At 68.0% G+C, this 20434-nt stretch carries 25 protein-coding genes; 6 read left to right on the forward strand and 19 right to left on the reverse strand.

Features of this window, described 5'->3' with window-relative positions; genetic code table 11:
* Positions 1–70 precede the first annotated feature (70 nt).
* Positions 71–502 (forward strand): hypothetical protein, encoded by a 432-nt coding sequence (locus ASC55_RS07475; protein WP_055874114.1) that lies wholly within the window; start codon positions 71–73, stop codon positions 500–502.
* 19 nt (positions 503–521) lie between these two features.
* Here the strand turns inward: ASC55_RS07475 and ASC55_RS07480 are convergent, their stop codons facing one another.
* Complete coding sequence (locus tag ASC55_RS07480; RefSeq protein WP_017829172.1) at positions 522–1040, reverse strand: Lrp/AsnC family transcriptional regulator; 519 nt, start codon at positions 1038–1040, stop codon at positions 522–524.
* 103 nt (positions 1041–1143) lie between these two features.
* On the opposite strand from ASC55_RS07480, the gene ald reads away from it, so the two are divergent.
* From ald to ASC55_RS07495, 3 genes are all read left to right on the forward strand, one after another.
* The gene (gene ald, locus ASC55_RS07485) at positions 1144–2238 is read left to right on the forward strand and encodes an alanine dehydrogenase (protein WP_017829173.1); all 1095 of its coding nucleotides are present in this window, start codon (positions 1144–1146) and stop codon (positions 2236–2238) included.
* An 81-nt stretch (positions 2239–2319) separates the two neighbouring features.
* Positions 2320–3519, forward strand: coding sequence for a pyridoxal phosphate-dependent aminotransferase (locus tag ASC55_RS07490; RefSeq protein WP_055874116.1), 1200 nt, complete (start codon positions 2320–2322; stop codon positions 3517–3519).
* A 125-nt stretch (positions 3520–3644) separates the two neighbouring features.
* Positions 3645–4043 carry a hypothetical protein gene (locus ASC55_RS07495; protein WP_055865542.1) on the forward strand — a complete coding sequence of 133 codons (399 nt, stop codon included), beginning with the start codon at positions 3645–3647 and terminating at the stop codon, positions 4041–4043.
* On the opposite strand, the gene ASC55_RS07500 is transcribed toward ASC55_RS07495, so the two are convergent.
* Genes ASC55_RS07500 through ASC55_RS07535 form a run of 8 tightly spaced genes read right to left on the reverse strand, consistent with a single transcriptional unit; the run spans position 4001 to position 10497 of the window.
* A complete protein-coding gene (locus ASC55_RS07500; RefSeq protein ID WP_055874122.1) occupies positions 4001–4402 on the reverse strand; it encodes a VOC family protein in 402 nt (133 codons plus the stop codon). The genes ASC55_RS07495 and ASC55_RS07500 overlap by 43 nt on opposite strands.
* 46 nt (positions 4403–4448) lie before the next feature.
* The gene (locus ASC55_RS07505; RefSeq protein WP_055874125.1) at positions 4449–5582 is read right to left on the reverse strand and encodes a UDP-N-acetylmuramate dehydrogenase; all 1134 of its coding nucleotides are present in this window, start codon (positions 5580–5582) and stop codon (positions 4449–4451) included.
* 13 nt (positions 5583–5595) lie between these two features.
* Positions 5596–5994, reverse strand: a complete 399-nt coding sequence (locus ASC55_RS07510) for a MaoC/PaaZ C-terminal domain-containing protein (RefSeq protein ID WP_055874127.1) — start codon at positions 5992–5994, stop codon at positions 5596–5598.
* On the reverse strand, positions 5994–6464 hold the full coding sequence (locus ASC55_RS07515) for an FAS1-like dehydratase domain-containing protein (protein WP_055874130.1): 471 nt from the start codon (positions 6462–6464) through the stop codon (positions 5994–5996). Before ASC55_RS07515 ends, ASC55_RS07510 begins: the two co-directional genes overlap by 1 nt.
* Positions 6465–6492: 28 nt before the next feature.
* Positions 6493–7290 carry a sulfite exporter TauE/SafE family protein gene (locus ASC55_RS07520; RefSeq protein ID WP_055874133.1) on the reverse strand — a complete coding sequence of 266 codons (798 nt, stop codon included), beginning with the start codon at positions 7288–7290 and terminating at the stop codon, positions 6493–6495.
* Positions 7291–7341: 51 nt separating this feature from the next.
* The gene (locus tag ASC55_RS07525) at positions 7342–8889 is read right to left on the reverse strand and encodes a tripartite tricarboxylate transporter permease (protein WP_055874136.1); all 1548 of its coding nucleotides are present in this window, start codon (positions 8887–8889) and stop codon (positions 7342–7344) included.
* Positions 8889–9458 (reverse strand): tripartite tricarboxylate transporter TctB family protein, encoded by a 570-nt coding sequence (locus ASC55_RS07530; RefSeq protein WP_229778799.1) that lies wholly within the window; start codon positions 9456–9458, stop codon positions 8889–8891. Before ASC55_RS07530 ends, ASC55_RS07525 begins: the two co-directional genes overlap by 1 nt.
* Position 9459: 1 nt before the next feature.
* Entirely contained in the window at positions 9460–10497 is a 1038-nt protein-coding gene (locus tag ASC55_RS07535; RefSeq protein ID WP_055874139.1) for a Bug family tripartite tricarboxylate transporter substrate binding protein, read from the reverse strand.
* Between the two features lie 162 nt (positions 10498–10659).
* On the opposite strand from ASC55_RS07535, the gene ASC55_RS07540 reads away from it, so the two are divergent.
* Positions 10660–11880, forward strand: a complete 1221-nt coding sequence (locus ASC55_RS07540; RefSeq protein ID WP_055874142.1) for a PAS domain-containing protein — start codon at positions 10660–10662, stop codon at positions 11878–11880.
* Positions 11881–11972: 92 nt separating this feature from the next.
* Positions 11973–13547: an AMP-binding protein gene (locus tag ASC55_RS07545; protein WP_055874145.1), complete on the forward strand. Its 1575-nt coding sequence runs from the start codon at positions 11973–11975 to the stop codon at positions 13545–13547.
* Between the two features lie 71 nt (positions 13548–13618).
* On the opposite strand, the gene rplQ is transcribed toward ASC55_RS07545, so the two are convergent.
* From rplQ to secY, 10 genes are all read right to left on the reverse strand, one after another.
* Complete coding sequence (gene rplQ, locus ASC55_RS07550; RefSeq protein WP_055874148.1) at positions 13619–14155, reverse strand: 50S ribosomal protein L17; 537 nt, start codon at positions 14153–14155, stop codon at positions 13619–13621.
* A 33-nt stretch (positions 14156–14188) separates the two neighbouring features.
* On the reverse strand, positions 14189–15178 hold the full coding sequence (locus ASC55_RS07555) for a DNA-directed RNA polymerase subunit alpha (RefSeq protein ID WP_017829188.1): 990 nt from the start codon (positions 15176–15178) through the stop codon (positions 14189–14191).
* Between the two features lie 134 nt (positions 15179–15312).
* Complete coding sequence (rpsK, locus tag ASC55_RS07560) at positions 15313–15711, reverse strand: 30S ribosomal protein S11 (protein WP_017829189.1); 399 nt, start codon at positions 15709–15711, stop codon at positions 15313–15315.
* A gap of 31 nt (positions 15712–15742) precedes the next feature.
* Positions 15743–16117, reverse strand: coding sequence for a 30S ribosomal protein S13 (rpsM, locus tag ASC55_RS07565; RefSeq protein WP_017829190.1), 375 nt, complete (start codon positions 16115–16117; stop codon positions 15743–15745).
* Positions 16118–16296: 179 nt separating this feature from the next.
* Complete coding sequence (rpmJ, locus tag ASC55_RS07570; RefSeq protein WP_005050492.1) at positions 16297–16413, reverse strand: 50S ribosomal protein L36; 117 nt, start codon at positions 16411–16413, stop codon at positions 16297–16299.
* 64 nt (positions 16414–16477) lie between these two features.
* Positions 16478–16699 carry a translation initiation factor IF-1 gene (gene infA, locus ASC55_RS07575; RefSeq protein ID WP_017201569.1) on the reverse strand — a complete coding sequence of 74 codons (222 nt, stop codon included), beginning with the start codon at positions 16697–16699 and terminating at the stop codon, positions 16478–16480.
* 164 nt (positions 16700–16863) lie between these two features.
* Positions 16864–17532 carry a DsbA family protein gene (locus ASC55_RS07580; RefSeq protein WP_055874151.1) on the reverse strand — a complete coding sequence of 223 codons (669 nt, stop codon included), beginning with the start codon at positions 17530–17532 and terminating at the stop codon, positions 16864–16866.
* Positions 17532–18383 (reverse strand): type I methionyl aminopeptidase, encoded by an 852-nt coding sequence (gene map / locus ASC55_RS07585; protein ID WP_055865579.1) that lies wholly within the window; start codon positions 18381–18383, stop codon positions 17532–17534. Before map ends, ASC55_RS07580 begins: the two co-directional genes overlap by 1 nt.
* Before the next feature lies 1 nt (position 18384).
* The gene (locus ASC55_RS07590) at positions 18385–18990 is read right to left on the reverse strand and encodes an adenylate kinase (RefSeq protein ID WP_055865582.1); all 606 of its coding nucleotides are present in this window, start codon (positions 18988–18990) and stop codon (positions 18385–18387) included.
* Complete coding sequence (secY, locus tag ASC55_RS07595) at positions 18987–20309, reverse strand: preprotein translocase subunit SecY (protein ID WP_017829194.1); 1323 nt, start codon at positions 20307–20309, stop codon at positions 18987–18989. Before secY ends, ASC55_RS07590 begins: the two co-directional genes overlap by 4 nt.
* Positions 20310–20434: the final 125 nt, after the last annotated feature.

The following is a 20434-nucleotide window of genomic DNA, read 5'->3' on the forward strand; positions in this document are numbered from 1 at the left end:
GGCCGACGCCGTGACCGAGGGCTCTTTCGTGTGCGGAGCCGGTGCCACCGCACGGGCGTAGCCTGGGGGCATGACCGACGTCTGGGCGGATATCTCCTCCGAGTTCCTGCACTTCTACCCGCGCGGCCGGCGCCTGCTCGCGGTGGCCGGGGCGAATGCCGAGCGCTCGCGGCAGGCGGCAGATGACCTCCTGTCCGCGCTGACGGCATCGGGGCAGCAGGTCATCCGCGAGCACTCGCCGGACGGTGACGAGGTCGAGCTCCGTGACGCGGTCACCGCGTTCCGCGAGGGTCCGAAGAGCGACGACATCCTGCTCGTCTCGGGGCCGTCCGCTCTGCTCGGTGAGCGCACCAGAGGCATGTGGAACTACGCGGTGTGGCAGTTGGCGGGCGATGAGCCGCCGCACACCGTCGCGGGTTCGATCGTCGATGTGACCGACCCCGCGCATCCGGCCCGTCGATTCGCCGACTATTGCGCACTGCCCTCCTCCTACGGCGCCTGACCCGCGGCGACTCCCCGCCTCAGCGGAACGAAGCGGCCACCGAGTTGCGGTGGTAGTCGAACACGATGCTCGTGCGGGTCGAGGCGACACTGCTCTGTGCCGAGAGGTGCTCGAGCACGAATTCGCGCATCTCGGATGAGTCGGCGACCGCGATGTGCAGCAGGAAGTCGTCGTCGCCGCCGAGGAAGAACAGCTGGATCACCGGAGGCAGCACGCGCACGCGATCCGCGAACTCGACGATGCTCTCCCGCCGTCCGCTCGGACGCAGCGTGACACCGATGATCGCCTGGAGCCCTGCGCCCAGCATCCGCTCGTCCACGCTCGCGTGGAAACCCGTGATCACGCCGCGGTCCACGAGGGCGCGCAGCCGGGTGTGCGCCGTCGAGGGCGCGACGCCGAGACGTGCGGCGAGCTCGGCATTCGTCATGCGCCCGTCGGCCGTGAGCAGCTGCACGATCCTGGCATCGATCGCATCCAGGGCCGGTGCCCGAACGGTGTTCGGCTCCGGGGCCTGTGAGGTCGTCTCCATACGAAGCATTATTCAGGATTTCCGCTTCATACGAATCATCTTCACCGATTCTGTTGTTCTGTCGATGTTTCTGCGATCCTGGGTGCCGCACCGCATCACACCTGGAGGATCAATGAAGATCGGCGTCCCCACCGAGGTCAAGAACAACGAGAACCGCGTCTCCCTCACCCCCGCCGGCGCCGACCGTCTGGTGCGCGAGGGCCACCGGGTGCTCGTGCAGTCCGGCGCCGGTCTCGGCTCGCGCATCACGGACGACGACTACCGCGCAGCCGGCGCCGAGATCGTGGCGACCGCCGCCGAAGCGTGGGGAGAGGCCGACCTGGTCATCAAGGTCAAGGAGCCGATCGCCCAGGAGTACGGCTTCCTGCGCGACGATCTCACCCTCTTCACCTACCTGCACCTCGCCGCCGACCGTGCGCTCACCACCGCGCTCGTCGAGGCGGGAACCACCGCCGTCGCCTACGAGACGGTGCAGCTGCCCGACCGCAGTCTGCCGCTGCTCGTGCCGATGAGCGAGATCGCCGGGCGCCTCTCGGTCACCATGGGCTCGTACTCGCTGCTGCGCTCGCAGGGCGGTCGCGGCATGCTGCTCGGCGGCATCGCCGGCACGCCGCGCGCCAAGACCGTCGTGATCGGCGGCGGTGTCGCGGGAGAGCACGCCGCGGCGAACGCGCTCGGGCTCGGCTCGAAGGTGACGGTGATCGACGTCGCCCTGCCGCGCCTGCGGGAGCTCGAGCACCGCTACGGCGGCGCCCTCGAGACGCGCGCGTCGAGCCGCTACGACATCGCCGAGGAGCTCAAGACCGCCGACCTCGTGATCGGCTCCGTGCTGATCCCGGGAGCTGCGGCCCCCAAGCTCGTGACCGACGACATGGTCGCCGCGATGAAGCCGGGCTCCGTGCTCGTCGACATCGCCATCGACCAGGGCGGATGCTTCGAGGGCTCGCGCCCCACGACCCACGACGACCCCACGTTCGCGGTGCACGACTCGATCTACTACTGCGTCGCGAACATGCCGGGCGCGGTTCCCGAGACGGCGACCCGTGCCCTGACCAACGCGACCCTCCCCTATGTCTCGGCGATCGCCGGGAAGGGCTGGGAGCGCGCGGCGTCCGAAGACGCGGCACTGGCTGCGGGTCTGAACGTGCAGGGCGGGCGCATCACGCTCGCGGCCGTCGCGCAGGCTCACGGTCTCGACGCCGGCTGACCTTCCGCACCCGAAAGAACCTCGGATCTTGGCGGCATCCCACACCTCACCTGCCGCATCGACCCGAGTACGCTCGTAATCGTGACCGAACGCGCTCCTCTCTCCCGCAAGCTGTCCGCCATCGCCGAGTCCGCGACCCTCAAGGTCGACGCCAAGGCCAAGGCCCTCAAGGCCGAAGGCAAGGACGTCATCTCGTACGCCGCCGGCGAGCCCGACTTCGCGACGCCGCAGTTCATCGTGGATGCGGCGGCCGAGGCTCTGGCCGATCCCGCCAGCTACCGGTACACGCCGGCCCCGGGTCTTCCGGCGCTGCGCGAGGCGATCGCCGCGAAGACGCTGCGCGACTCCGGCCTCGAGGTCTCCCCCAGCCAGGTCATCGTCACCAACGGCGGCAAGCAGTCCGTCTACCAGGCCTTCCAGGCGGTGGTGAACCCCGGCGACGAGGTGCTGCTGCCCGCGCCGTACTGGACCACCTACCCCGAGGCCATCCGCCTCGCCGACGGCACCCCGGTCGAGGTCTTCGCGGGCGCCGACCAGGAATACAAGGTCACGGTCGAGCAGCTCGAGGCCGCCCGCACCGCCCGCACCACCGCCCTCGTGTTCGTCTCGCCGTCGAACCCCACCGGCTCCGTCTACACCGCCGAGGAGACCAAGGCCATCGGCGAGTGGGCGCTGGAGCACGGCATCTGGATCATCAGCGACGAGATCTACCAGAACCTCACGTACGAGGGCGTCAAGGCCACCTCGATCGTCGAGGCCGTCCCCGAGGTCGCCGGTCAGACCATCCTGGTCAACGGCGTCGCGAAGACCTACGCCATGACCGGATGGCGCGTGGGCTGGATGGTCGGCCCCGCCGACGCCATCAAGATCGCCGGCAACCTGCAGTCGCACCTCACCAGCAATGTGAACAACGTCGCCCAGAGGGCGGCGATCGCCGCCCTCACCGGTCCGCAGGACGAGGCCGAGAAGATGCGCCAGGCGTTCGACCGCCGCCGCCAGCTCATCGTCTCGGAGCTGTCGAAGATCGACGGCCTCGTGGTCCCGAACCCGCTCGGCGCGTTCTACGTGTACCCCGACGTGCAGGGCCTGCTCGGCCGCACCTGGGGCAGCGTGACGCCGACCACCTCGCTCGAGCTCGCCGACCTCATCCTCGACCAGGCCGAGGTCGCTGTCGTCCCCGGTGAGGCCTTCGGCCCGTCCGGCTACATCCGCATGTCGTACGCGCTCGGCGACGAGCAGCTGCTCGAGGGCGTCCAGCGCCTGCAGCGTCTGTTCGCCTGACCCGCCGCACCTCTGTCGAGACCCATCGTGCGCACCGAGACCCACGCCCCCAGTCGCCTGCGGGAGTGGGTCTCGACGTCGACGATGGGTCTCGACGCGCCTGGGAGAAGCAGGAGGAAGAGTGGATGCCGGTGACTCTGCGGGTGGCCTTCACCATCCTGAGCACGGTGACCGTGCTGGTCTTCTTCCTCTCCCTCGTCGTCGCTCCCTTCATGTGGTACTGGGGAGGAGGGTGGCTCAGTGTGCTCCCCTTCGTACCGGTGGTCGTCTACGCGACCACCACCGTGCTCGTGATGAGACGGAAGTCGTGGGCCCGATACGCGACCCTGCTGTTCCCGCTCCCGCTCGCGCTCTACGTTCCGGCGGCAGCTGCCCCGATCTGGGAGTTCTGGGCCGGCCTCGCGGCCCTCGCCCTCACCACCGCGGCAGTCGTGTTGGTCTTCCTGCCCTCGTCTCGTGCCTACTTCGACGGGAAGCAGGTTCAGTCCTCGGGGTGGAAGCCGATCAGCCAGCGGATGCCGTAGCGGTCGATGAGCGTGCCGTCGTAGTCGCCCCACGGACGCTTCTGCAGCGCATCGATCACACGTCCGTCGGCCGCGAGCGTGTCGTACCAGCCGGTCAGAGTCAGCGCGTCGGCCGTGCCGAGGAGCGAGAGGAACATGCCGCCCATCTGCACGGCGTCGTCGTCGGCCCCGGCATCCGCTCCCGCGATCTCGACCAGTCCGCTCAGCTGCCCGTGCGCGATCGCATCGCCCGGCCCGTCGTGCCGGCCCGCGGTGGCGTAGTCGAGCAGCTGCAGGTCGCCGCCGAACACCGACTGGTAGTGACGCAGCGCTTCTGCGGCGTTGCCGGGGAACAGCAGGTACGGGATCAGTCCGCTCATGCCGCGAGTGTAGCCCCGCCGTCCGCCGCGGCTGCCGAGCAACGCTCTACAGGTCGACGCCGACGAGCACCGGTTCCGGCTGCAGCACGAGACCGAATTCGGCGTGCACCCTGCTCTGGATGAACCGTGCCAGCTCGGCGACCTCGCCGGCGGTCGCGCCGCCGCGGTTGGTCAGCGCGAGCGCGTGCTTGGTCGACACCGATGCTCGTGAGCGCGGAAGCTTGAACCCCTTGCGGATACCCGCCTGCTCGATGAGCCAGGCCGCGCTCACCTTGACGTCGGAGACGGTCGCGGGCTTCGACGTCGGAACCATTCCGTCGTACGAGGCGAGCGGGATCACGGTCACCGCATCGAGGTCGGGGGCGACCGGCCAGCGCGGGCACTCCGTGGGCAGCGCCCTGGCCACCGCCGCCGTCACGATCGCGTTCTGGAAGAAGGAGCCGACGCCATGCGTGTCGGGGTCGTCCGCGTCGAGCAGCATCCCCTTCGACGCCCGGGTCGCGAGGATGCGCTCGCGCACCCACCCCAGCGGAACGGGTGTCTCATCGGTCAGGCCCAGCGCCCGACGCAGCTGCTCGCCGCGCACCACGCGCTCACCCGCGATGAGCAGGTCGACGGTCACGGAGAGGATCACGGCACGGCGCAGCGGCACACTCCCGTGGTGGTGCTTGAGCACCGAGGTGCGGAAGCCGAGTCCGAGCTCGGCGGCGGGAACCGTCGAGATCTCTCCGGTCGACTCGTCGATCAGCTCGACCTCGACCAGCGTCTCCTGGATCTCCTGCCCGTAGGCGCCGATGTTCTGCACGGGGGCTGCGCCGACCGTGCCGGGGATCCCGCTCATCGCCTCGAGGCCCGCGTAGCCGTGGGCGACGGCATAGGCGACCAGGTCGTCCCAGCCGTGTCCGGCCTGCGCGCGCAGACGGATGCGTCCCTGATGCGGTGACGGCAGCTCTTCGATGCCTTCGGTGCGGACGCGGATGACCGTGCCCTCGAAGGGCTCGTCGCCCACGAAGAGATTGGAGCCGCCGCCGAGCACGAACCACTCGTCACCGCGCGCCCACGTCTCGCGCAGGGCTTCGACCAGGCCGGCGGTCGTCGTCGCCTCGAACATCTGCTCCGGCGCCGCACCCGTGCGCAGCGTGGTCAACTCCGCGAGTCGGACCGGCTCGATCTCCCGCATCACAGCGTCCTCATCAGACGGCGACGCGCAGCTGCGCCTTGACGAGCACGGTGGTCTCGCCGAACGTGACCTTGAGGTCGATGCGCGCGGCCTCGTCGTCGACAGCACCGACGGTGGCGACGACGGTGATGTCAGCGCCCTCGACGGGGTCGACGACGACGGGCTTGGTGAAGCGCACGCCGTAGTCGAGGATGCGGGTGGCCGGGTCGAGCGCCGCGACGACGACCGACGAGGCGATGCCCATCGTGAGCATGCCGTGCGCGAGCACGCCGGGCAGTCCCACGGACGCTGCCACGTCATCGCGGTAGTGGATCGGGTTGAAGTCTCCGGATGCCCCCGCGTAACGCACGAGCGATTCGCGGGTGAGGTGCACGGTGCGCTCAGCGAGCACGTCTCCGACGGTGTAGCCCATCAGGCCGCCTCTCCTTCATCCGCACTCGGCTCGGCACCGACCAGCAGCACGCTGGTGGCGGTGACGACATGGGCACCCGCGGGATCGGTGATCTCGGCCTCGCTGGTGATCATCGCGTTGCCGCCCATCATGCGGATGCCGGTGACGCGCAGCTGCGCGGTGAGCTCGTCGCCCGCGACGATGGGGCGCGTGTAGGCGAAGCGCTGCTCGGCGTGGATGGTGCGCGCCAGCACGATGCCGGAGTCCTCCTGCCCCAGCAGCTGCTGGAGCGTGAGGTCCTGGATGACCATCGCGAAGGTCGGGGGCGCCACGACGTCGGAGAAGCCGGCCGCGCGGGCCGCCTTGACGTCGGTGTGCTGAGGAGCGTCGGCGAAGACGGCACGAGCGAACTCGCGCACCTTCTCGCGGCCGACGAGGTACGGGGCCGTCGGCGGGAACTCCCGGCCGACCAGTTCTTGGTTCACTGCCACCCCTCGATCCTACCGAGGCAGGCGGAGCTCAGCCGCGCTTGCGGCCCCTGATCGCCTTGATCGCCATCTGCACCGCGATCACGACCAGGTATGCCGCGAACAGCATGTTGCCCAGCGTCGGGTCGACGATCGTGGCCAGCCACGCGCCGAGCGCGGTCGTCGTACAGGCCGAGACGCCGATGATCAGCGCCGCGAGCAGGTCGACGTTGCGGTTGCGGAGGTTGCCCACCGTGCCGGAGATCGCGGTGGGGATCATCATCAGCAGCGAGGTGCCCTTGGCGACCAGGTCGCTCGTACCGAAGGCCAGCATCAGCACGGGTACGACGATCACTCCACCGCCGACGCCGATCAGCCCCGCGAGGATTCCGGTGCCGATTCCCACGCCGACGAGGGCGATGCCGGTCAGCCAGGAGAGTTCGAACGCGGCGTCGCGCGAGGGGATCACCAGGAAGAGGCTGACGATCACGACGACCAGGAAGCCGACGAAACCCCACCGCAACGCCGTCTGCGAGATGCGCGGCAGAAGCCGTGTGCCGATCTGCGCGCCCACCACGGCACCCGCCGCGAGGATGATCGCGGGCACCCAGGCCACCGAACCGGTCGTGGCGTAGGAGATGACGCCGACGCTCGCCGTGGGCACGATCGCCGCGAGCGAGGTCCCGGCCGCGAGGCGCTGATCGAAGTGCAGCAGGAGCACCAGCAGCGGGACGATGACCGTGCCACCGCCCACGCCGAAGAGTCCGGAGAGGAGGCCGGCGAGAAGGCCGATACCGATGAACGCCGCGTAGGCACGAGGCCCACGTGCGGGGGCCTGTACGTCATTCACCGGATCAGCCTACTCGCGGCCGCCTCCCCTCTCGTACCCGCCGTCTCGAACTCAGACCTCGGAGTCCGCCTTGATCGGCAGCGCGATCGACGCGGTCAGCGCCTGCTCGTACCGACGCTGGCGACGCCGCAGCCACAGTCCGCCGAAGATCAGCAGCGCGAGCACGCCGTAGGCGATCGCGGCGAACGGCTGCGTGACCAGCGTGCTCAGATCCCCCTGGCTCAGCTGCAGCGCCTTGCGCAGTTGCTCCTCCGCCATCGGCCCGAGGATCATCCCGACCACCAGCGGCGCCACCGGGTATCCGTACCTGCGCATGAAGTAGCCGAGGACGCCGACGATCAGCAGGATCACGATGTCAGACGGCGAACTGTGGAGCGCATACGCGCCGAAGACCGCGAACAGCAGGATGCCGGCGTAGAGGTACGGCCGCGGGATCTGCAGCAGCTTCACCCACATCCCCACGAGCGGCAGGTTGAGCACGATCAGGATCACGTTGCCGATGTAGAGGCTCGCGATGAGCGCCCACACCAGGTTCGACTGACTCTCGAACAGCAGCGGCCCCGGCTGGATGCCGTACGACTGGAACGCCGTGAGGATGATCGCCGCGGTCGCCGTCGTCGGCAGGCCGAGCGTGAGCAGAGGCACCAGCACGCCGGCGGCAGCGGCGTTGTTGGCCGACTCCGGACCGGCGACCCCTTCGATCGCGCCACGTCCGAACTCGTCGCGATGCTTCGACAGCTTGCGCTCGGTCGCATAGGACAGGAATGTGGCCACGTCGGCGCCGCCCGCCGGGATCGTGCCGATCGGGAAGCCGATCGCCGTGCCCCGCAGCCAGGGCTTCCATGACCTCCGCCAATCCGCCTTGGTCATCCAGGAGCGCCACCCGCGTGTCACGGGGATCACGTCGACGCCGCCGTGCCGCAACCGGGCGGCGATGTAGAACGTCTCCCCGACCGCGAACAGCCCGACGGCCACCAGGACGATGTCGACGCCGTCGGACAACGCGGGAAGCCCCAGCGTGTAGCGCTGCTGTCCGGAGAGCCAGTCGGTGCCGACGAGACCGAGGAACAACCCGACGCCGAGCGAGAGCATCCCGCGCGAGATCGAGCTGCCGATCAGCGCGCCGACCGTGATGAACGCGATCACGATGAGGGCGACGTAGTCCGCCGGTCCCAGGTTCACCGCGAACTGCGCGAGCAGCGGAGCCAGCAGCGTCAGCCCCAGCGTCGCCAGGGTGCCGGCGATGAAGGATCCGATGGCCGCGGTGGCGAGCGCGGCGGCACCGCGCCCCATCCTGGCCATCTTGTTGCCCTCGATCGCCGTGACTATCGAGGCCGACTCCCCCGGTGTGTTCAGGAGGATGCTCGTCGTCGAGCCGCCGTACATGCCCCCGTAGTAGATGCCCGCGAAGGTGATCAGCGCGGCGGCGGGATCGAGCGTGTAGGTGAGGGGAAGCAGCAGCGCCACCGTCATGGCGGGGCCGATGCCCGGGAGCACTCCCACCGCGGTGCCGACGAAGACGCCGAGGAAGGCGAACGCCAGGTACTGCGGCTGCAGCGCGGTCGCGAAACCCTCCAGAAGCAGGGTCCAACTGTCCATCAGAACATCCTTCCGAGCCAGCCGAGAGCGGGACCCCAGGGCAGCGACAGGCCGAGCAGACCGCCGAACACGACCTGGATCACGAGCGCGACCGCGATCCCGATGAGGAAGGCCATCCACCAGCGCTTGGCGGCGAGCGACCACGCGACCCCGCCGAACAGCAGGGCGGCCGCGGGCGCCCACCCCAGCGGCTCGATCAGGAGCAGGTGGGCGACGACGAGACCCGCCAGCTTGGCGAGGGTGACCCAGTCGGTCGGCAGGCTCTCATCGATGTCCTCCGCCTCCTCCGCACCGCCGCGTTCGCCGCGCAGCACCCCGATCAGGACCGCGACCGCGGAGGCGAGCAGGATGACGGAGACGAAGATCGGGAAGACCGTCGGGCCGGCTTTCATGCCGACGGGGACGTGGATCAGGAAGATGCCGACGACGGCGAAGACGCCGAGCGCAACCATGATTCCGGCGAACACGAGTTCGCCGATGGGGACGGAGGAAGTGCGGCGTGCGGGTCGACCGCCGTGGTCGACCCGCACCCCCTGCTCCCCGGTCCCCGACGATGCGGGGACCGTCATGTCACTGCACCAGGCCGATGTTCTTCAGCGTCGCGGTGACCTCTTCGATGTTCCCGGTGAGGAACTCGTCGAAGTCCGCACCGACCAGGAATGCGTCGGTCCATCCCTTGGTCTCCAGCTGCTCGGTCCATGCCTCCGACTCGTGGAGCTCGGTGATCACACGGACCAGCTCGTCCTTCTCTCCGTCCGAGATCCCACCGGGGGCGATCACCCCGCGCCAGTTCGTCAGGACGACGTCGTAGCCTTCCCCCGTGATGGTCGGGACGTCGGGGAGCTGCGACACCGGCTCCTCGCTCGACACCGCCAGCGCCTTCAGCGCGCCGCTCTCGATGTGCTGGGCGAACTCGCCCACACCCGAGATGCCCGCGGAGACCTTCCCGCCGATGAGCAGCGGAACCGCCTCACCGCCGCCGGAGTTCGGGGTGTAGTTCAGCTTCTCGGCGATCTCCGCACCGTCCAGCCCTGCCTCCTCGAGCATGAGCCCGGCGAGGATGTGGTCGGCGCCTCCCGCGGACCCGCCCGTGACGGTGACCGACTGACCGTTGTCGACGATGTCCTCCACGAGGTCTTCGAGGGTGTCGTACTTCGAGTCCGCCGGTACGACGACGACGAGCGGCTCGTCCGTCAGGCGGGCGATCGGGGTGGTGTCCTCGATCCGCACCGCCGAGGCGTTGGTCTCGACTGCTCCGACCATGACCAGACCCATCACCATGAGGGTGTTCGGATTCTTCTCGTTGGCGAGCTGAGCGAGGCCGACCGTGCCACCGGCGCCGCCCACGTTGGTCACCGGGGCGGAGGCGACGAGGTCGTCCTGGGTGAGCACCTGCGACAGCGCTCGTCCGGTCTGGTCCCATCCCCCGCCGGGGTCGGCCGGGACGACGATCGAGACGTCGGTGATCGTGGCCGCTTCGGATTCCCCTCCGCCGTCGTCGGTCGCGGCGCTGCCGCCGGCGCACGAGGTGAGGGCGAGGGCTGCGACCGCGGCCATTGCGGCCCACGTTCCGATGCGGGCGGGGGGTGCGATGCGTGCGTTCTTCATGTGCGCTCCTCCTTGAGCGTTGTGATGCTGTCGCTCCACCCTGGAGCGTGGGACACCCGCGGTGCGGCTTCGGAAACCATTGGTCGGAGTTTCGGAACTATTGGTCGCGAGCAGCGCTCTCCCGCGCTCGCACCGCACGCGGCGAGGGGCGACAATGAGCAGGTGGCCTCGAAGATGACGCTCCGCGTGCAGCTGCTCGTGCTGCAGGCGCTGATCGTGTTCCTGGTGACCCTTGCGACCGGCATCGTGGCCGGCGCGTTCCAGGAGCACGCCCTCCGTGACGCCTACAAGGACCGGATGCAGGCCGTGGCCCAGTCGATCGCAGCGCTTCCCACCGTGCATGCGGCCTTCGACGACGCCGAGCCCTCCGTCGCGATCCAGCCCATCGCCGAGGTCATCCGCGAGGCGTCCGACCTCGCCTATGTGGTCGTGGCCAACGACGACGGCATCCGGTACTCGCACCCGAATCCGGCGCGCATCGGCGAGAGGGTCTCCACCGACCCGTCGATCCCGCTCTCGGGCGAGGTCTACGTCGGCACGCAGACCGGCACGCTCGGCACCTCCTGGCGGGTCAAGGTGCCCATCCGCGACGACGAGGGCGCCGTGATCGGCACCGCATCCGTCGGCATCCTGGAGTCCGAGCTCAACGAGGAGTTCTCGGCGAACCTGGTGTGGCTGATCTCGGCGATGCTGGCCGCGGCCGTGCTCGGGGTGTTCGGATCCGCATGGGTGACCTCGATCATCCGACGGCGCATCTACCGCCTCGAGCCGCATCAGATCGCCGCCCTGGTGAAGAACCAGGAGACCACGCTGCACGGCCTCAGCGAAGGTGTGATCACGGTGGACGACGCCGGACGGATCACGCTCGTGAACGATGCCGCCGCCCGTTTCCTGGACAGGGACGCCGCCGACCTCGACGGCGAGCTCGCCGCCGAAGTGCTGGGCACGGAGCTCTCGACGGTGCTGCGGGAGGGCGAGTCCGCCGGTCGGCCGGTGATCGTGGGATCGCACGTGCTCGTGGCTCGCAGCACCGGGAGCGAGGCCGACCGCGGAGGAATCGGGGCCACCCTCCTGCTGCGCGATCACACCGAGCTGCATGATGTGGTGCGACGAGTCGAGGCAGCTGACGCGATCATCGCCTTCCGGCAGCGCCTCGGACTCCCCAAGGGGCTCAGCGCCGAGACGCTCGACCGTGTCTCTGCGGCGCTCGTCGCACGCCCCGACGCCTCGGCCACCGAGATCGGTGAGGACCTGGACATCTCCCGGGTCAGTGCCAGGCGCTACCTCGAGCACCTCGCCGCATCGGGAAGGGCGACGCGCGCGCTCGACTACGCGACCAAGGGTCGCCCGAGCACCCGATACCGCGCCAGCGACGCCGTCTGACCTGCACACAGCCCTGGGACGCAGTGCCATTCTGTGCGACACTGGATCGCATTCGACATCGACGTCAGCCTGCCCGGATCGAAGGAGATCGCATGGTTCGCAGTACCTATCCCGATGTGGAGATCCCCGAGGTCTCCATCCACGACTTCCTGTTCGGCGACCTCTCCGAAGCCGAGCTCGACACCGTAGCCCTCGTCGACGGGATGGGCGGGGCGACCACCACCTACCGGCAGCTCGTCGGGCAGATCGATCTGTTCGCCGGTGCCCTCGCGGCGCGCGGTGTCGGAGTGGGCACCACGGTCGGTGTGCTCTGCCCGAACGTCCCCGCGTTCGCCACCGTGTTCCACGGCATCCTTCGCGCGGGCGCCACGGCCACCACCATCAACTCGCTCTACACGGCAGACGAGATCGCGAACCAGCTCACCGATGCGGGCGCGACCTGGCTCGTGACCGTGTCGCCCTTGCTTCCCGGTGCGCAGGCCGCCGCCGAGAAGCTCGGATTCGATGCCGACCACGTCATCGTGCTTGACGGTGCCGAAGGCCACCCCTCCCTCCCGGAGCTTCTCGGTGAGGGGCGCCAGGCACCGGACGTGTCGTTCGACCCGTCGACGCATCTGGCCGTCCTCCCCTATTCCTCGGGAACGACCGGACGCCCCAAGGGCGTAATGCTCACCCACCGGAACCTGGTCGCCAACGTGTCCCAGTGCCAGCCGGTGCTCGGCGTCGATGCGAGCGACCGCGTGCTGGCCGTGCTGCCCTTCTTCCACATCTACGGCATGACGGTGTTGCTGAACTTCGCGCTGCGCCAGCGGGCCGGGCTCGTGACGATGCCGAGGTTCGACCTCCCCGAGTTCCTGCGCATCATCGCCGAGCACCGCACGAGCTGGGTGTTCGTCGCTCCCCCGATCGCCGTCGCCCTCGCGAAGCACCCGATCGTCGACCAGTACGACCTCTCGGCGGTGAAGGTCATCTTCTCCGGCGCCGCCCCTCTCGACGGCACGCTGGCATCCGCCGTCGCGAACCGCCTGGGCTGCATCGTCACCCAGGGCTACGGCATGACCGAGACCAGCCCCGCCGTGAACCTCATCTCCGAGGCGCGCACCGAGATCGACCGCTCGACCATCGGCCCGCTCGTACCGAACACCGAGGCGCGACTCGTCGACCCCGACTCGGGTGAAGACGTGGCGGTGCCGGCAGAGGGTGCGAGTGAGCCCGGCGAGCTGTGGGTGCGCGGACCGCAGGTGATGGTCGGCTACCTCAACCGCCCGGACGCCACGGCCGAGATGCTCGACGCCGACGGCTGGCTGCACACCGGGGATGTCGCCACGGTCACCCACGACGGCATCTACCGGATCGTCGACCGGCTCAAGGAACTCATCAAGTACAAGGGCTATCAGGTCGCGCCGGCCGTGCTGGAGGCGGTGCTGCTCGAGCACCCCGCCATCGCGGACGCCGCGGTGATCGGCGCGTTCGATGACGATGGGCAGGAGGTGCCCAAGGCCTTCGTCGTGCGACAGCCGGATGCCGACCTCGACGCCGACGCGGTCATGGCGCACGTCACCTCGCACGTCGCGCCGCACGAGAAGGTGCGGCAGGTGGAGTTCATCGACGTGATCCCGAAGTCGAGCTCGGGGAAGATCCTGCGCAAAGACCTTCGCGCTCGCTGAGAACACCGCCGGATACACGAAGAAGCCCGCCATCCCTTACGGGGTGGCGGGCTTCTTCGTGAGTGAAGTGCTTACTCGGACTTCTTCTCGACAGCGTCCTCGGCGGCAGCCTCGGCTGCTTCGCCCTCGGCCTGCGACTCGGCGCCGGCGTCGACGGTCTCCTCGGCGGGAGCCTCCTCGACGACCTCAGCCGGCTTCTCAGCCTTGGGAGCGGCAGCAGCCTTCTTGGCCGACTTCGCCTTCGGGGTGACGGGCTCGAGAACGAGCTCGATCACGGCCATCGGAGCGTTGTCGCCCTTGCGGTTGCCGACCTTCGTGATGCGGGTGTAGCCACCCTCACGGTCAGCGACGAGCGGCGCGATCTCGGAGAACAGGACGTGCACGACTTCCTTGTCACCGATGACCGACAGCACGCGACGACGCGCGTGCAGGTCGCCACGCTTGGCGAAGGTGATCAGACGCTCGGCGAGCGGGCGAAGGCGCTTGGCCTTGGTCTCGGTCGTCTTGATCGACTTGTGGGTGTAGAGCGCCGCCGCGAGGTTGGCAAGCATCAGGCGCTCGTGTGCGGGGCCGCCTCCGAGGCGGGGACCCTTAGTGGGCTTGGGCATAATCGTCTAGCTCCTGGTCAGAAAGGTCGGGTATCAGAAGGACTCGTCTTCGCTGCCGCCGTAGAAGTGGGCGCCGTCGAAACCGGGCACCGAATCCTTGAGCGACAGACCGAGCGAGATGAGCTTGTCGCGCACCTCGTCGACCGACTTCTGGCCGAAATTGCGGATGTTCATGAGCTGCGTCTCCGACAGGGCGACGAGCTCAGAAACGGTGTTGATGCCCTCACGCTTCAGGCAGTTGTACGAGCGGACCGACAGGTCGAGGTCCTCGATCGGCATCGACAGCTCGCTGGAGTTCACTGCCTCCACCGGCGCCGGGCCGATCTCGATGCCCTCGGCCTCGACGTTCAGCTCGCGGGCGAGACCGAACAGCTCGGTGAGCGTCTTGGCAGCCGAAGCGACGGCGTCGCGGGGGCTGATCGCCGACTTGGTCTCGACGTCGAGGACGAGCTTGTCGAAGTCGGTGCGCTCCCCGGCACGGGTCGCGTCGACGCGGTAGCTGACCTTGAGGACCGGCGAGTAGATCGAGTCGATCGGAATCTGACCGGCCTCGGCGTACTCGTTGCGGTTCTGCGTCGCCGAGACGTAGCCACGGCCACGCTCGATCGTGAGCTCGAGCTCGAACTTCGCGGTCTCGTTGAGGGTCGCGATGACGAGCTCGGGGTTCTGGATCTCGACACCGGCCGGAGCCGAGATGTCAGCGGCGGTGACTTCGCCCGAACCGGTCTTGCGCAGGTACGCGGTGATGGGCTCATCGCGCTCCGACGAGACGACGAGCTGCTTGATGTTGAGGATGATCTCGGTGACATCCTCCTTCACGCCGGGGATGGTGCTGAACTCGTGCAGCACGCCGTCGATGCGAACGCTGGTGACAGCAGCACCGGGGATCGACGACAGCAGGCTGCGGCGCAGCGCGTTGCCGATCGTGTAACCGAAGCCAGGCTCCAGAGGCTCGATGATGAACCGGCTACGGTTCTCGACGATCTTTTCCTCGGTCAGTGTGGGACGCTGTGCAATAAGCACTCTGTGTTCCTTTCGATCACATGCCCGCTATATGACATGTGGTGGGGTGAGGTCTTGAGTTGTGGAAGTCGATGCCCGCACGCGGGCGTCGAGCCGCTCGGACCACGGAGGGACCGAGCGGCTCGACACGCGAATCAGACGCGGCGACGCTTCGGCGGACGGCAGCCGTTGTGCGCCTGCGGGGTGACGTCCTGGATCGAACCCACCTCGAGGCCGGCGGCCTGCAGCGAGCGGATCGCGGTCTCGCGGCCGGAGCCCGGACCCTTCACGAGGACGTCGACCTTCTTGACGCCGTGCTCCGCAGCCTGGCGGGCTGCCGACTCGGCAGCCATGCCGGCGGCGTACGGGGTCGACTTGCGGGAGCCCTTGAAGCCCACGCCACCCGACGAAGCCCAGGCGATGACGGCGCCGGACGGGTCGGTGATCGAGACGATGGTGTTGTTGAACGTCGACTTGATGTGGGCCTGGCCCAGCGCGATGTTCTTCTTTTCCTTGCGGCGCGGCTTGCGCGCGGCGGCCTTGGGTGCAGCCATGAAAGTGTTCTCCTAGTCCCTGAGGCCGCGCTTAGCGGGCCTTCTTCTTGCCTGCGACGGTGCGCTTCGGGCCCTTGCGGGTACGGGCGTTGGTCTTGGTGCGCTGACCACGGACCGGGAGACCACGACGGTGGCGGATGCCCTCGTAGGAGCCGATCTCGACCTTGCGGCGGATGTCTGCTGCAACCTCGCGGCGCAGGTCACCCTCCACCTTGTAGTTGCCTTCGATGTGGTCGCGGAGGGCGATCAGCTGGTCGTCGCTGAGGTCCTTCACGCGGATGCTCTCGTCGATCTCCGTCGCCTTGAGGATCTCGACCGAGCGGGTACGGCCGACGCCGTAGATGTAGGTAAGGGCGATCACCACGCGCTTGTCGCGCGGGATGTCAACGCCGGCAAGACGTGCCATGCGGTTCTCCTGGGTGTTGTGGAGGTATGGAACAGGATCGGTGCCCGGGCCTCCGCCCGAGGTGTCCCCCGCTTGCGCGGGTTCTGATCCTGCCGTTGTGTGTTTTCAGTTGTGAGATGTGCGTGAGCGATGCCGCGCAGCTCGGGCCCGTCGAACGGATCGGCGGGCCCGCCGGGGACTCAGCCCTGGCGCTGCTTGTGACGCGGGTTGCTCTTGCAGATCACCATGACGCGGCCGTGACGGCGGATCACCTTGCAGTGATCGCAGATGGGCTTGACGCTGGGGTTGACCTTCATGATGTTTCCTGTTCGCTGTCTTCGTACCGCCCCGGACAGGGGCAGGCCGTTACTTCTCGACCGATCAGCGGTAGCGGTAGACGATACGGCCGCGGGTCAGGTCGTAGGGGCTGAGCTCCACGACCACACGGTCCTCGGGGATGATACGGATGTAGTTCTGCCGCATCTTGCCGGAGATCGTTGCAAGGACCTTGTGCCCGTTGCTGAGCTCAACGCGGAACATCGCGTTGGGCAGAGCCTCGGAGATCACGCCCTCGATCTCGATGACACCGTCTTTCTTAGCCATAGCCTCGCTGACGCTTCTGCAGATCGGTCGATCTGCGGTGGGTGGTTGGTTTGTGGTGCTGCACCGCCGGACACGCCGAAACAAGGCACAAAGCACCAAAGATCTATGTTAGACGCTCCGGAGCCATCCGGCAACTTGACCGCCAGAGGCGGGAAGCCGCCGGCTCAGCTGATCAGGTCGGTGAACTTCTTCAGGTCGGCCTGGTCCTGCAGGTTGAGGCGCGTGCCGTTGATGTCCACCGTCGGCGTACCGGCGATCTCGTGGGACTTCGCCTGCGCGGCACCGAACTTGCGGTACGTCTCGTCGGTGATGCAGGAGACCGCGTCATCCGCACCCACCTGGGTCGCGAAGCCGGCGAGCTGGTCGTTGGTCAGACCGGAGGAGTTCTCCGCGGGCTGGTTCTCGAACAGCGTCTTGGCGAAGTCGAGGTACAGCTCGGGGTTCGACTCGGCGACGCAGAACGCGGCACCGGCCGAGCGCGAGGAGAATTCCGTTCCCTGCGAGAAGCGGTCGAGGATCGCGATGGGGTGGTACTCGAGGGTGATGCGGCCATCGGCGGCCGCGGCCTCGAGCTGGGGGCCGAACTGGTCCTCGAAGGTCTTGCACACGGGGCACTGGAAGTCGACGAACACGGCGATGGTGTCTTCCCCGTCGCCGAACGAGATCGCGCCGGTCTCCGGGTCGAAGGTGTCGTTCGCGGTGGGCGTCACGCCAGGCGACGTGGCCTGGTTGTTGAGGAACACCACGAGTCCACCGATCGCCACCAGCACCACGACGACGGCGATCGAGACGCCGATCGCGAACCAGTTGGTGTTGCTCTTCGCCGCTGCCATTACTTTCCGATCTCTCGAGGCTCGACCCCGAACGGGGCGAGTCCGGCTCTTCCACCATCGGGCGCAGTCAGCACCCAGATACCCCCATCATGCAGGGCGACGCTATGTTCCCAATGGGAGCCGTCCGTGCCGTCCACCGTCGTGACGGTCCAGTCGTCCTCTTCGATGAAGGTCGCATCCCCGCCGGCGGTGACCATCGGCTCGATGGCGAGCACGAGTCCGGGCTTCACGTCTTCGCCGCGGTCGGGGGTGCGGTAGTTGAAGACGCTGGGGGCCTCATGCATCTTGCGACCGATGCCGTGACCGACGTACTCGCGCAGGATCCCGTAGGGCTCGCCGGAGACCGCGGACGGCCCCTGTGCCTCGATGTAGTCCTGGATGGCCGCACCGATCTCGTCGATCGACGATACGGACGCCATGGCCGCGATTCCCGCCCACAGGGAGCCTTCCGTGACGCGGGAGAGCTCTTCACGGCGTGCGACCAGCTCAGGCCGCTCCGGGTCGGGCACGACCACGGTGATCGCGCTGTCGCCGTTCCAGCCGCGGAACTGCGCACCGCAGTCGACCGACACGATGTCGCCGGGCTGCAGCACCCGCTCCCCCGGGATGCCGTGGACGACCTGCTCGTTCACCGAGATGCAGGTGGTGTGGTGGTAGCCGCGCACCAGCTGGAAGTTCGACTCAGCGCCACGGGCGAGGATCGTGCGATTCGCCACCGTGTCGAGCTCGAGCGTGGTGACGCCGGCCTTGATCAGCGGGCGGACGGCATCCAGTGCCGCGGCCGTGATGAGCCCGGGCTCGACCATGGCTCGCAGCTGAGCCGGGGTCTTGTAGATCGACCGGCGGAACATCTCAGGAGGCGGAGGCCGCGAGACGCAGGCCGCGCGCCGTCAGCGCCTCGCCGATGCGCTCGGTGATCTCGTCGAGCGAACCCACACCGTCGATGCGGTCGACGATGCCCTTGGCGCCGTAGACCTCGAGGATCGGGGCGGTCTCGCGCTCGTAGATGTCGAGACGGTGACCGATGGCCTCCGGGGTGTCGTCGGAGCGGCCCTGCTCGGTCGCACGGAGCGTCAGACGCTGCAGGCTCTCCTCACGCGGCACGTCGAGGAGGATGACGGCGTCGAGCGCCTGCCCCCGCTCGGCGAGGAACGACTCGAGGTGGGCGACCTGCGCGGTGTTGCGCGGGTAGCCGTCGAGGAGGAACCCGTGAGCGGCATCTTCCTGCGACAGGCGGTCGCGCACGATCTCGCTGGTCAGCTCATCCGGGACGAGGTCACCCTTGTCGAGGATCGCCGTGACCTGCTGGCCGAGGGGCGTTCCCTCCTTGATGTTCGCGCGGAAGATGTCGCCGGTCGAGACGACCGGGATGCCGTAGGACTCGGCGATGCGCACGCCCTGCGTGCCCTTGCCGGAGCCCTGCGGGCCGACGATGAGAAGACGTGCGGATGCTGTCATCGGAGGAGCCCTTCGTAGTGTCGCTGCTGCAGCTGCGCGTCGATCTGCTTGACCGTCTCGAGACCCACACCGACGATGATGAGGATCGACGCACCACCGAACGGGAAGTTCTGGTTGGCGCCGACGGTGGCCAGAGCGATGAGCGGGATGAGCGCGATCAGACCGAGGTACAGCGAGCCCGGAAGCGTGATGCGGGTGAGCACGTAGTCGAGGTACTCGGCCGTCGGGCGGCCCGCACGGATGCCGGGGATGAACCCGCCGTACTTCTTCATGTTGTCCGCGACCTCTACCGGGTTGAACGTGATCGCCACGTAGAAGTACGTGAACCCGATGATCAGCAGGAAGTACGCGGCCATGTAGACCGGGCTGTTGCCCGTGGTGAAGTTCGTCGTGATCCAGGTCACCCAGGCAGCCGGAGTCGATCCGTCCTGCGGGGTGTTGAACTGCGCGATGAGTGCCGGGATGTACAGCAACGACGAGGCGAAGATCACGGGGATCACACCCGCCATGTTCACCTTGATCGGGATGTAGGTGTTCGTGCCCCCGTAGGTGCGCCGACCGACCATGCGCTTGGCGTACTGCACCGGGATGCGTCGCTGGGACTGCTCGACGAACACGACGAGCCCCATCACGATGATTCCGACCAGCAGAACGAGCAGGAAGACCTCGAAGCCCTTGCTCTCCCAGATCGTCCACATCGCGCCGGGGAACGTCGCGGCGATCGAGGTGAAGATGAGCAGCGACATGCCGTTGCCGATGCCGCGCTCGGTGACGAGCTCGGCGAACCACATGATCAGACCGGTACCGGCCGTCATCGCCATGATGATGAGCAGCTGTGCCCACCACACGTCGTTCGTCAGGAGCTGCTGGCAGGCCGCGAGATCGGTCGTGCCGAAGAGCTGACCGCTGCGCGCGACCGTGACGAGAGTCGTCGACTGGAGCAGCGCGAGGGCGATGGTGAGGTAACGCGTGTACTGGGTCAGACGGGCCTGGCCGGCCTGTCCTTCCTTGTGCAGCGCCTCGAAGTGCGGGATGACCACGCGCAGGAGCTGCGTGATGATCGTCGCGGTGATGTACGGCATGACGCCGAGCGCGAAGATCGACAGCTGCAGCAGCGCGCCGCCGGAGAAGAGGTTGACCAGTCCGAGCAGGCCATCTGTGCCCGCGTTGGCGGCGAGACACTCTTCGACGTTCGGGAAGTTCACGAACGGCGCCGGCACGTTGGAACCGAGCCGGTAGATCGCAACGATGGCGAGAGTGAAACCGATCTTCCGACGCAGGTCGGGGGTGCGGAAGATCCGCGCGATGGCGCTAAACAAGGACGTTCCTCCTGAAAAGGTTGCCGATTCCCGAAGGACGGCTGAAAGACCAGGGTAACGCAAACCGGGCTTCCCGGAATTCGCCACCGATACCAGGCCCGCCGGATGCGGCCCCAGAGCGAGGT

The organism is Microbacterium sp. Root322, assembly GCF_001425645.1.
GTDB classification, from domain to species: domain Bacteria; phylum Actinomycetota; class Actinomycetes; order Actinomycetales; family Microbacteriaceae; genus Microbacterium; species Microbacterium maritypicum.